The sequence below is a fragment of the Streptomyces sp. NPDC020845 genome (assembly GCF_044334165.1).
Lineage (GTDB): Bacteria > Actinomycetota > Actinomycetes > Streptomycetales > Streptomycetaceae > Streptomyces.
In genome coordinates, this window is record NZ_JBIRSJ010000028.1 from 21,047 (window position 1) to 32,171 (window position 11,125).

At 70.9% G+C, this 11,125-nt stretch carries 11 protein-coding genes; all 11 read right to left on the reverse strand.

Going from position 1 to position 11,125, the window contains the following annotated elements; genetic code table 11:
• Window positions 1–35: 35 nt before the first annotated feature.
• Window positions 36–884: a creatininase family protein gene (locus tag ACH4U7_RS48445; protein WP_398534137.1), complete on the reverse strand. Its 849-nt coding sequence runs from the start codon at window positions 882–884 to the stop codon at window positions 36–38.
• A gap of 29 nt (window positions 885–913) precedes the next feature.
• Window positions 914–1,372: a cytidine deaminase gene (locus tag ACH4U7_RS48450; protein WP_398534138.1), complete on the reverse strand. Its 459-nt coding sequence runs from the start codon at window positions 1,370–1,372 to the stop codon at window positions 914–916.
• The gene (locus ACH4U7_RS48455) at window positions 1,369–2,133 is read right to left on the reverse strand and encodes an amidohydrolase family protein (RefSeq protein ID WP_398534139.1); all 765 of its coding nucleotides are present in this window, start codon (window positions 2,131–2,133) and stop codon (window positions 1,369–1,371) included. The genes ACH4U7_RS48450 and ACH4U7_RS48455 overlap by 4 nt, the downstream gene beginning before the upstream one ends.
• Before the next feature lie 11 nt (window positions 2,134–2,144).
• On the reverse strand, window positions 2,145–3,107 hold the full coding sequence (locus ACH4U7_RS48460) for an ABC transporter ATP-binding protein (RefSeq protein ID WP_398534140.1): 963 nt from the start codon (window positions 3,105–3,107) through the stop codon (window positions 2,145–2,147).
• A complete protein-coding gene (locus ACH4U7_RS48465; RefSeq protein WP_398534141.1) occupies window positions 3,104–4,123 on the reverse strand; it encodes an ABC transporter ATP-binding protein in 1,020 nt (339 codons plus the stop codon). Before ACH4U7_RS48465 ends, ACH4U7_RS48460 begins: the two co-directional genes overlap by 4 nt.
• Window positions 4,120–4,809, reverse strand: a complete 690-nt coding sequence (locus ACH4U7_RS48470) for an alpha/beta hydrolase (protein WP_398534142.1) — start codon at window positions 4,807–4,809, stop codon at window positions 4,120–4,122. The genes ACH4U7_RS48465 and ACH4U7_RS48470 overlap by 4 nt, the downstream gene beginning before the upstream one ends.
• Before the next feature lie 5 nt (window positions 4,810–4,814).
• Window positions 4,815–5,909 (reverse strand): ABC transporter permease, encoded by a 1,095-nt coding sequence (locus tag ACH4U7_RS48475; protein ID WP_398534143.1) that lies wholly within the window; start codon window positions 5,907–5,909, stop codon window positions 4,815–4,817.
• Window positions 5,906–6,868 carry an ABC transporter permease gene (locus ACH4U7_RS48480; RefSeq protein ID WP_398534144.1) on the reverse strand — a complete coding sequence of 321 codons (963 nt, stop codon included), beginning with the start codon at window positions 6,866–6,868 and terminating at the stop codon, window positions 5,906–5,908. The genes ACH4U7_RS48475 and ACH4U7_RS48480 overlap by 4 nt, the downstream gene beginning before the upstream one ends.
• Complete coding sequence (locus ACH4U7_RS48485) at window positions 6,861–8,516, reverse strand: ABC transporter substrate-binding protein (protein WP_398534145.1); 1,656 nt, start codon at window positions 8,514–8,516, stop codon at window positions 6,861–6,863. The genes ACH4U7_RS48480 and ACH4U7_RS48485 overlap by 8 nt, the downstream gene beginning before the upstream one ends.
• Window positions 8,517–8,613: 97 nt before the next feature.
• Entirely contained in the window at window positions 8,614–9,423 is an 810-nt protein-coding gene (locus ACH4U7_RS48490) for an N-acyl homoserine lactonase family protein (RefSeq protein WP_014174036.1), read from the reverse strand.
• A complete protein-coding gene (gene atzF, locus ACH4U7_RS48495) occupies window positions 9,420–11,099 on the reverse strand; it encodes an allophanate hydrolase (protein WP_398534146.1) in 1,680 nt (559 codons plus the stop codon). Before atzF ends, ACH4U7_RS48490 begins: the two co-directional genes overlap by 4 nt.
• Window positions 11,100–11,125: the final 26 nt, after the last annotated feature.

The following is an 11,125-nucleotide window of genomic DNA, read 5'->3' on the forward strand; positions in this document are numbered from 1 at the left end:
CCGCGGTCCGTTGTCCTGGGTTCCCGATCCCGGCGTCACGCGTGTCGTCCGGGGCGGTGGGTTGGATCGGGCCAGGGCTCGCGGACCGCGGCGGAGACCGCCCGGGCGGTGGTCAGGACGCAGCGGTCGAACTCCGCCGCGCCATGGGGCGGGTCCGCGTCGGTGACGTCCCTGCCCCACACCCCCGTCTCGCTGACCTGGTCCATGCGGTAGTCCCAGAAGGAGTCGAGGTCGACATGGGAGGTGGCCAGTTCCATCCGGACCAGCTCCGGCGCCAGATGCAGCATGACGGAGGTCTCGAAGTAGTTGGCGTGCATCAGCGCCCGGCCGTAGGTGACATGTCCGTCGACCTCGGGTCCCGGGTACATCGTCACGTATCCCAATGCCCGCACCCGGGCATCACGATGGCGGACCCTCAGCTTCTCGGCCGACACATCGAGCGCGCCGTTGTTCCAGATGTGCCCGTTGAGCAGGATGAACTGCCGTATCCCGGAGGCGTACAACGAGTCGATGACATCCTCGACGACCGCGATCATGGTCTCCGGCCGCAGCGCCACCGTCCCGGCGAAGTCGCCGTGGGACGCGGACACCCCGAAGCTCAGGGGCGGCAGGACGGGCACACCGGTCAGGGCGGAGACCCCCAGGGCGACGGCCTCGCAGATCCGGGTGTCCACCGCGAGCGGGAGATGGGGACCGTGCTGCTCGGTGGCGCCGACGGGGATGATGGCGGCGTTCTGGCCCGCAGCGGTGGACTTCGCGTCCGGCCAGGTCAGCTCCTCCCACAGCACCGGCGAACCGGTCCCGCCCAACCGCGCGGCGAGTTCCGGGACGTCCAGGCCGGTGGGTACGGTCCGTCCGGACGGCCCGGTGATGAAGACGGACATGTCTCCTCCCCTCTCGGGGCCGGTGGCGCTCACCACCGGCGTCGGCTCTTCTCGGGCAGCAGGTCCAAGGCGCGCAGAGGGACGGGCTCGTCCTCGTCGACCGTGGTGACCCACACGGTGGCGTCCGGGCAGTAGTCGCTGATCAGTTCGCGGCACACCCCGCACGGGGCGATGATCCGGAACCGGCCCGCCGGTTTGATCTGCACCGAGACCACCGACACGATGGCGAGCGGCGCCTCGGGGGGCAGGGCGCCCCGGGCGGTTCCCATGGCCACTCCCTCGGCGCAGATCGAACTGCGCCGGCAGGAACCCTCCACATGGATGCCGGTGTGGACGCGGCCGTCCGCGGTACGCAGCGCCGTCGCCACCTCGTGGCGGTCCGGCTGCCAGGCCCGGGCCAGCAAGGCCTGGGCCGCGGTGAGGAGTTCGGCGTCGCCCGTGCTCATCGACGGCGGGACGGGCACGGGGCTGACGTCCGCCGCGCTCATGACGTCAGGCCCAGCAGCCGGGCCATGTTGCCGCCCTCGACCAGCGCCCGGTCCTTCTCGTCCTCGACCGCCTTTGCGATCTTCATGCGTTCCAGGTCGAAGTCCGAGCCGGGCCACTCGCTGCCCATCAGGATTTTTTCGGGCCCCAATCGCGTGTAGGCGCGCTTCACGTCGCTCAGCAGCGTCGCCGATGTCTCCAGGTACACATGCGGCTGGCGTTCGGCCACGATGATCGCCTCCGGCACGTTCCACACCGCTCCCATGTGCGCGATGATCGTCGGCACCCGCGGATGGTCGCGGGCGATCTCCTCGATGGCCAGCGGCGCGCAGAACGCGTCGTCGAGAGCGTTGATCAGGACCAGCAGACCGCGCCGGGCGCACGCCTCGAACACCGGGTCCAGCAGTCCGTGGTCGGCGACGTGGTAGCCGTGCAGACTGGGGTGCAGCTTCAGACCCACCAGGCCCGCGTCGGCCATCCGGTCGATCTCGTCGATCGCGTCGTCGGCTTGCGGCAGCACCTGCCCGAAACCGAAGAAACGGTCCGGGTGCGCGGCCACCAGGGAGCTGATGAAATCGTTCTCGATGCGCTGCGCGAGCGAGCACACCATCGCCATGTCCACCCCGGCGGCGTCCATCCTGTCGAGGATGCGCCGGGGCTCGAAGGGCGTGTACGGCGGCGGAGCCTCACCCTTGCGTGCTCCGGTCAGATAGTCCGACCGGCCGCGGACGTCCTGAGTGGTGTTGTACGCGTCGATGATCAATACGTTCGTCCTTACTTGCTGGACACCAGGGGCAGATGGCAGCGCACCGCGCGCCCCGGTGAGATCTCGTGCAGATCGGGCCTGGTGGTGCGGCACCGGTCCATGGCGATGGGACACCGGGTGCGGAACAGACAGCCCTCGGGGGGATTCGCGGGGTCGGGCAGCTCGCCTTCCAGGACCTGCTGTTCGCGGGGTTCCCCGGCCCGCAGCACGGGCACAGAGGACAGCAGCGCGCTGCTGTAGGGGTGCGCGGGACCGGAGAAGAAGTCGTCCCGGGTGGCGATCTCGATGATCTGCCCCAGATACATGACGGCGATCCGGTCGGCGATGTGCCGTACGACTCCCAAGTCGTGCGAGATGAACAGCATCGTCAGCCCCCGGTCGCGGACGAGGTCCGACAGCAGGTTCAGCACCTGGGCCTGGATCGACACGTCCAGCGCCGAGACGGCCTCGTCGGCCACCACGAACCGCGGCGACGAGGCGAGCGCCCGCGCGATGCCGATGCGCTGGCGCTGACCGCCGGAGAACTCATGCGGTCTGCGCCCGCCCGCCTCCGCGCCGAGCCCGACCAGGTCGAGAAGGCCGGCCACCGCCTCCGCGGCCTCGGCACGGGTGGCGCCGCGCGCCCGCAGCAGCGGTTCGGCGACGATGTCGGCGATCCTGCGCCGTGGATTGAGCGAGCCGAACGGATCTTGGAAGACCATCTGCAGCTCGGCCCGCATCCGGCGCAGCCGCTGTCCGCGCAGCCGGGTGAGGTCGGAGCCGAGGAACTCGATCCGGCCCGAGGCCGGCTCGATCACCCGCAGCAGGGCCCGGCCGAGCGTGGACTTGCCGCACCCCGACTCCCCGACCAGACCGAGGGTCTCGCCCTGGAGGATGTCGAGGTCGATGTCTCGCAGCGCCTGGACCCGGCCGCCGGCCCGTCCCGGGTACTCCACCCGCAGCCCGCGGACCTCGATGAGCGCGGCGGTCATGCGTTGCCTCCCTGGGAGCGGGCCGTGGCACGTGCGGGGCCGGGCAGCACACAGGCGTCGAGGTGCCCGTCGTGGCCGTACCGCTGCCGGAGCGCGGGGCGCTCGGCGCACGCGGCGTGGGCGAAGGGACACCGGGGTGCGAAGGCGCAGCCGGGCGGGCGGCCCACCCCGGTCAGCGGGGTGCCGGAGATGGTGGGCAGCCGCCGTAGGACCGGACCGTCGATCGGCGGCACCGAGCCGAGCAGCCCCATCGTGTACGGGTGCTGGGGGCGGAACAGCACCTCCTCCCGCAGGCCCTGCTCCACGATCCGCCCCGCGTACATGACGGCCACCCGGTCGGCGACCTCGGCCACGACCCCCAGATCATGGGTGATCAGCAGCACGGAGGTGCCGTGGTCGCGCTGGATCCGCTTGAGGACCGCGAGGACTTGGGCCTGGATCGTGACGTCCAGCGCCGTGGTGGGCTCGTCCGCGATCAGCAGGGCCGGGTCGTTGGCCAGGCCCATGGCGATCATCACGCGCTGGCGCATCCCGCCGGACAGCTGGTGCGGGTAGGCACGCGCCGCGCGGTGCGGGCCGGCGATGCCGACCTCCGAGAGCAGTTCCACGGCACGGCTCATCGCCTGCTCGCGCTCCACGTCGCGGTGGGCGCGGATCATCTCGGAGACCTGGGCGCCCGCCCGGTGCAGCGGGTTGAGCGCGGCCAGCGCGTCCTGGAAGACGACCGCGATGTCCTTGCCCCGGACGTCGCGCAGTTCCCGTTCGGACGCGGCGACGAGGTCGCGGCCGCCGAAGGACACTTCGCCGCTGATGTGGGTGCGCGGGCCGCGGTTCAGCCCGACCAGGCTCATCGACAGGGCGGACTTGCCGGACCCCGACTCGCCTACCAGCGCCAGGACTTCGCCTTTCCGCAGCGTCAGATCCACCCCGTCCACGGCCGGCAGGCGGCCCGCCGGAACGTCGAACCGCACGCGCAGATCGCGGATCTCCAGCACGGGGGCGGGCGTGGATGTCATGAGGCGGCGCTCACGGCCAGCGCCGCCGCGTGAATCATGTCGGCGACGCGACGCGGCCACACGAGCGTCGTGTAGTGGCTGCCCGGCACGTGTTCGACGGTCGCCTTCATACGTGTCGCCATGTCCTGCTGGGCCTGCGGGCGCAGCGTGCGGTCGTCGTCGGCGACCAGGTACCAGCTGGGCAGACGGCGCCAGGCGGGGATACCGGTCGGCTGGGTGAAGATGAGGTTTTCCGACTTCCGCCCCTCGGTCTCGACGATGGCGCGTTGGTCGGCGGAGAGGTCGGGCCCGATCTCGTCCCAGAACTCCGGACTCGGCTCCGACTTCCATTCGCCATTCGGTCCGCGCCGCATGTACTTGGAGATCTCGGCCGGTTCGTAGCGCTCGACGATCTCGTTGACGGTCTCGCCCTCATCGGGGCCGAACGCGGCGATGTACACGAGGCCCTTGACCCGCGGATGGCGGCCGACATTGCTGATGACCGCGCCGCCGTAGGAGTGCCCGGCCAGTAGCACCGGGCCCGTCGTCTCCGCCACGGCGGCCGCGGTGTGGGCGACGTCGTCCTCCAGCGAGGTCAGCGGGTTGGTGACGATGAACACCCGGTGGCCGAGGGCGGTCAGCAGGGGCTCCACCGCCGCCCAGGTCGTCGGCCGTCCGCCGGCACCGTGGACCAGCACGATGTCCATGCGGGTCATCCTTTCCGTATGCGCGGGTCGAGGACCGTGTAGAGCAGGTCCACCGCGTGGTTGACCAGGGTGAACAAAAGGGCTATAGCGAGGGCGGCTCCCTGGACGACGGGGTAGTCCCGCTGGAGGACGCCCTGCACCAGCAGGTGGCCGACGCCGGCGTACGAGAAGACCGTCTCGGTGATGACCGAGCCGCCCAGCAGGGACCCGAACTGGAGCCCGAGGACGGTCACGATGGGCAGCCAGGCGTTGCGCAGCACATGGCGGCGGATCACCACGCTCTCGCTCAGGCCCTTCATACGGGCGGTCCTGACGAAGTCGTCACCGAGGACCTCCAGCACCGAGGCGCGGACGATGCGGGTGATGAACCCGGCCATCGACAGAGCCAAGGTGACCGAGGGCAAGATCAGGTGCTCGATCCAGGGCCACACCAGCTCGGGGCGGTTCTGAAGGATCGCGTCGAGCAGCACGAAATTGGTCGTCGGGTGGTAGTTCAGCGAGCTGGGCAGCCGGCCCAGGACCGGCAGCCAGCGCAGCCACACGCCGAACACGATGATGCCGAGCACGCCGAGCGCGAACCAGGGCAGCGAGAAGCTCACCGTGGCCACACCCCGGATCACGGTGTCGGTCCAACGGCCCTTGCGCAGCGCGGCGACGACACCGCTTGAGACACCGAGCAGGACCGCGACGGTCATCGCCGCGAGCGTCAGCTCGATGGTGGCGGGGAGGGCGTCGGCGAGCAGCCCCAGGACGCTGTTGGACCCGTAGAACGAGCTGCCCAGGCGCAGATGCACCAGATCGTCGAGGAAGGTGCCGTACTGGGTGAGCAGCGGCTGGTCCAGTCCGAGTGCCCTGCTGACGCGCTCTTCGTTGGCGGACACCTCGGCCGCGGACAGGCTGTTGCCGCCTGCCGCGAGCGAGGTCGCCGGTGAGCCGGGCAGCAGGCGTATCGCCAGGAACACCAGGCTGGCCAGCGCGAACAGCACGATGGGGATGACCGCCAGCCGCCGTAGGACCAGCAGGACCGTGCGGGTGGCCCACTTCGGCCGGTGTGTGCGCAGCGGGCGGGACACGCGAGCGGCGCCGGCGGAGGCACTCACGCGGTCCCCCGGGGGTCGAGCGCGTCGCGCAGGTCGTCGCCCACGAAGTTGCACGCGACGACGAACATCAGGGTGAGCGTCGCGGGCAGGACGACCAACCGGGGCGCGGAGAAGAGGAACTCCTGTCCGGCCTGGACCATGTACCCCCAGTCGGGTTGCGGCGGCTGGATCCCCAGGCCGAGATAGGACAGGCCGGCGGCGAAGCCGGCCGCGACCGAGAGTGTCATGACGATCTGGGCGAGCATCGGTCCGGCGATGTTCGGCAGCAGTTCCCGCACAAGGATGCGCGGGGTGCGGGTGCCGCCGAGCCGGCAGGCCACGATGTAGTCGCGGGCGGCCTCGCGCGCCGTCAGCGCGCGGGCCAGCCGGGCGAGACCGGGCGCGAGGGAGATGCCGATGCCGAAGATCAGGCTGCTGGTGCCGGCCCCGGCCGCCGCCACCAACAGGATGACGAGCAGGATGGAGGGGAAGGCGAGGGCGAGGTCGACGAGGCGCATCAGGATCTGCTCGACGACGCCGCCGGCGTATCCTGCGACGAGTCCGATCCCGGTGCCGACGGCGGCGGCCAGCGCGGTCGCCGCGAACGACACCAGCAGCAGCGGGCCGGCCCCGTGCACGAGCCGGGCCAGCTCGTCGCGGCCCAGGTCGTCCGTGCCGAGCGGGTGGCCCGCGGAGCCGGGGGGCAACAGCGCCGACGGGGTCTGACGCAGCGGGTCGGCCTGGACCAGGAGCGGGCCGACGGCCGCCACGAGGATCACGGCGATCAGAACGAGCCAGGACAGCGCCGCCGGCCAGGACCGCGCCACCCGGCGATGGCGCAGCAAGGCGAGAGCAGAACGCCGTTCGGTCGAGGGCGAGGGCGAGGAGGAGGATGGGGAGGGGGACGCGGGCGGCCGGGCGGCCGCTACGGGTGGTGTGCCGGTGGCCGTGGCATCCGCCGCGGCCGTGGTGTCAGACACGGGCCTTCTCCATGTAGCAGCGGTGGTTGGCCAGCGCACTGGTGTTCATGTTCTTCACCTGCGAGCCGCTGACGACCAGGTTGCTGAAGCAGGCCAGCATCGACAGCACCATGTACTCCTCCGCCCAGCGACGCTGGATCTTGGTGTAGGCGGCGGTGCGCCGCCCCCCGTCGGGGAGGTTCTTGGCCTCGACCAGGTCTTTCGCGAGCGTGTCGACGCCGTCTAGGCTGCTCATGCCGGAGAGCGCGGAGCCGTAGATGCCCGCGGGGTTGGCCATGGCGCCGACCATGTCGTCGGCGTCCGGGATGTAGGTGTTGCGTTCCCAGATCATCAGGTCGTGGTACTCGTCGTTCTTGTCGAGGAGACGACTGAAGTACGTGGCCGGGTCCACCGAGGTGGTGGACACCTTGAACCCGACGTCGGTGAGGTTCTGGGCGATGATCTGGGCGGCCTTCGGGTGCCAGGAGTCGCTGGCCGCCATGATGCGGACGCGGCGGCCTTGGGCGCGGGCCTCGGCGATGAGTTTCCTCGCCTCAGTGGTGTTCTGGGTGCTCAGGTCGGCCAGGCTGGTGTCGTAGGAGCTCTGGGCGGGCGGGATGGCGTATCCCTTGGGTTCGCTGCCGATGCCGAAGAACGCCTGGGCGAGGATGGCCTTGCGGTCGATGGCCAGGTTGATGGCCTTGCGTACTTTGAGTTCGGGGATGCGCCGGGCGTCGATCATCATGATGGCGTTGGCGCTGTACGGGGTCTTGTAGACCTTGACCGAGTCGTCCTTGCGCAGCCGGGCGACCGCGGAGTACGGGGTGAACTGAGTGGCTGAGATGTCGCCGCTGAGCAGTGAACTGACGATGGTCGACGGGTCTTGTACCTGGCGCAGCACCAGCCGGTCGACGGGAGGTCTGCCGAGCCGGAAGCCGTCGAAGGCCTCGAGGGTGATGGACTGGCCGGAGGTGGCGGAGGAGAACTTGAAGGGGCCGGTGCCGACGAGGTGCTTGCCGATGTCGGCACCGTACTTCTTGAGCGCCGCCTTGGAGATGATGCGACCGCCGATGTCGGACAGCTTGCCGAGGACGGTTCGGTCCGGCTCCTTGAGGACCATCTTGACGGTGAGGTCGTCCTCGGCGGTCAGCGAGGCGACGTTCGAGCCGAGGCGCGCGAGTGGCCGGGTGGCGCCCTTGGGGAGGGTTTTGTCGTCGGGGTCGAACTGCCGGTTGAGGCTGGCCAGGACGTCGGCGGAGGTCAAGGTGGTGCCGTCGTGGAAGGTGACGCCGTCCCGCAGGGTGAAGGTGTAGGTGAGCTGGTCATCGGAGATCTTCCAGCTCTTGGCCAGGTCCGGGGTGGGTTCGTTGGTCTCGAAGGAGATGAAGGTCAGACCGCGGCAGACACAGTCGACGGCCATCCAGTCGCCCAGCGAGGTGTAGAAGGCCGGGTCGACGACGGCGCTGGTGGCGTCGATGGCGAGGGTCAGAGTGCCGCCTTTGCCACTTCCCCCGGCGTCGTCAGCCGCCACACCACAGGCGCTCAGCAATGCGGGGAGCCCGAAACCGACTCCCACTCCGAGGAGCCCCGCGCCCCGGAGCATGGTGCGGCGCGACACCGCCGACGCGGCAGAGCCGGGCGAGGGCGATCCGTGTGGCTGGTCCGGCATGTGGGCCTCCTTGGGCACCGATCCGAAGAATGGATCTAATGTGCGCTGACTTGGATCCAATTATTCGGTGAGTGGAGTCCTCCTTGTCTCCAGAACGTTAAAGGCGTGTGAAGCGGGCCTGTGAGGACGTTCGCAGCCGTGGCCAGACCACGGGGTCATGGCCGGGAATGAGCTCGTAGCCGCGCTCGGCCGCGATGCTCTTGAGTTGGCGGATCGGCTCCACGGTCTGCGCCGGATCGACCCCGATGGAGGCGCCGATGGGAAGCTCGCGCTCGATGTTCTCGGTGAGATCGGCGGCGTCGAAGGCGAACACGAAGCCGCCGCCGTCCGCGAGGTCCACCACGAAGCTCTGGTGTCCCGGCGTATGCCCGGCGGTCAGCACGGCTGTCACCCCGGGGGCGATCTCCACGTCGCCGTCGGCCTGTCGCCAGTCGATGCGGGGGTCGTCGAAGTCGACCCGGAAGATCGAGTTGCGCTCGACCTCCGGCTGCCCCGAGAGACCGTAGGCCAGCTCCGCGCGTTGCACATGCACCGGCACACGGCCCGCGAAGTGCTTCAATCCGCCCGCATGGTCAGCGTGCAGATGGCTGACCGCCACCGCGTGGATCGAGTCCATCGCGACTCCGGCCGCGTCGAGGGCCTCCTCCAGCGGCTCGCCAGGGCCCGGCAGGATGGGCTGGTAGGCGGGGGAGCCGTAGAAGCGACGCCGCAGTGCCGGGTCCCGGATCAGCGCCGTGTTGAAGCCGGTGTCGAGCAGCAGCCAGCCGCCGTCGCACTCCAGGAGAACGGCGGGTACCGGTTCGCGCAGCCGTTCCTCGTACGGGGCGCCATGCACCGAAACCGACTTGGGGAGTTCCTCCCAGCCGAGCAGCAGTGGCACGATCCGCCGCACGCCGCGCCGCGTCACGGCCGGTTCCCGTGGGGGTGCGGGTGCATCGGCACGGGCTGGTCTCCGGCGGCGAGGTAGGACCGCCAGCCGCCGAACGGCGTGATGTCCTTCGCGTTCTCGAGTCCGGACGGCTCACACAGGAAGCCGGGCACATGTGTGCCGTCGACGAGCTCGACGCTGCCGATCGCCATGGGGCGGGGGAGTGTCGCGACCAGCGTGCCGAGTCCTTCCGGCGGCAGCTCCCATACCTCGGCCTCGATGGCCGCGCCGCCGTCCGCGACCCGTACCAGGCCCGGCTTGGCGGGCTCGGTGGTGAGGGCGTACAGCCGGTAGTGGGGTGCGGTGACGGTCGTGTGGTCGTGGCGGGCGCCCAGCGCGAGGAGCTGGGGGTTCAGTGGCTGCCCGGTCAGATGGGCTCCGATGACCGCGACGCGGGTGGGCGGGGTGAGCCGGGCCGCGATCCGGGCCAGCCGCTCGTCGGTGTGGGCCGGGCCGATCAGCATCACACCGAAGGGGAGTCCGCCGACGGTGCCGGCCGGGACGGCGACCGCGGCCAGGCCGAAGAGGTTGGTGGAGTTGGTGAACCGGCCGAGGCGGGCGTTGCTGCCGAGGGGATCGGCGGCGACCTCGGCGAGGGTGGGATGGCCGGGAGCGGTGGGCAGGAGCACGGCGTCCGCGTCACCGAGGGCGGCCAGTGCCTGGGCACGCAGCGCGGCGAGCTTCTCCTGGTCGGCGAAGAGGCGGTGGGCGGGGATGGCGCGGGCGCCGCGGATGATGCCGGCCACGGTGGGGTCGAGGTCGGGGGTGTCCTTCTCGATGAACTCGCCGACGGCGGTGTAGCGCTCGGCGACGAACGCGCCCTCGTACAGCATCGCGGCCGCCTCGGTGAACGGCGCCAGGTCGAGGGGCTGGAGGCGGGCTCCGGCGGCTTCCAGGCGGGCGGCGGCCGCCTCGTACGCCTCCGCCCAGCCGGGGTCCAGCTCGCCCAGCTGGTCGGTGGAGGGGACGGCGACCCGCCAGGGGCCGGGGGCCCGCTCGGGGAGGCGCGAGGGCGCCGTGCTCATGTACGACAGCGCCTGCTCGGCCTCGGGGAGGGTGCGGGCGAAGACGGTGACGCAGTCCAGGCTCGCGCAGGCGGGGACGGTGCCCTCGGTGGGCACCAGACCGTAGGTCGGCTTCAGCCCGTATACGCCGTTGAAGGCGGCCGGGACGCGGCCGGATCCGGCGGTGTCGGTGCCCAGGGCGAGGTCCACGAGGCCGAGCGCCACGGCGACGGCGGAGCCGGAACTGGATCCACCGCTGATCCGGGCGGGGTCGACGGCGTTCCGTACGGCTCCGAAGGGGGAACGCGTACCGACCAGGCCGGTCGCGAACTGATCGAGATTCGTGGTGCCGAGGACGAGCGCGCCGGCGGCCCGGAGGCGGGCGACGACGGGGGAGTCGGCGGTGGGTTCGTACGCGTACGAGGGGCAGCCGGCGGTCGTCGGCAACCCCGCCACGTCGATGTTGCCTTTGACGGCGAGCAGCCGTCCGGCCAGCGGCAGGCGCTCCCCGGCGGCCACGCGGGCGTCGATGGCCCCGGCCTCGGCCTCGACCTCCGCCCGGGGGCGGAGGTCGATCCAGATCTCCGGGCGGTCCACCTGGGCGATGCGGGCGTAGGCGGCGCGGACGCGCCGGAGGGCAGAGGGCGGCATGTGATGCTCCTTGGGGACACGGAGGG

Excerpts from the sequence above, each read along its gene's own strand:
- ACH4U7_RS48445 (WP_398534137.1), bottom strand. The coding sequence starts at position 884 with ATGTCCGTCTTCATCACCGGGCCGTCCGGACGGACCGTACCCACCGGC.
- ACH4U7_RS48450 (WP_398534138.1), bottom strand. The coding sequence starts at position 1,372 with ATGAGCGCGGCGGACGTCAGCCCCGTGCCCGTCCCGCCGTCGATGAGC.
- ACH4U7_RS48460 (WP_398534140.1), bottom strand. The coding sequence starts at position 3,107 with ATGACCGCCGCGCTCATCGAGGTCCGCGGGCTGCGGGTGGAGTACCCG.
- ACH4U7_RS48465 (WP_398534141.1), bottom strand. The coding sequence starts at position 4,123 with ATGACATCCACGCCCGCCCCCGTGCTGGAGATCCGCGATCTGCGCGTG.
- ACH4U7_RS48470 (WP_398534142.1), bottom strand. The coding sequence starts at position 4,809 with ATGGACATCGTGCTGGTCCACGGTGCCGGCGGACGGCCGACGACCTGG.
- ACH4U7_RS48485 (WP_398534145.1), bottom strand. The coding sequence starts at position 8,516 with ATGCCGGACCAGCCACACGGATCGCCCTCGCCCGGCTCTGCCGCGTCG.
- atzF (WP_398534146.1), bottom strand. The coding sequence starts at position 11,099 with ATGCCGCCCTCTGCCCTCCGGCGCGTCCGCGCCGCCTACGCCCGCATC.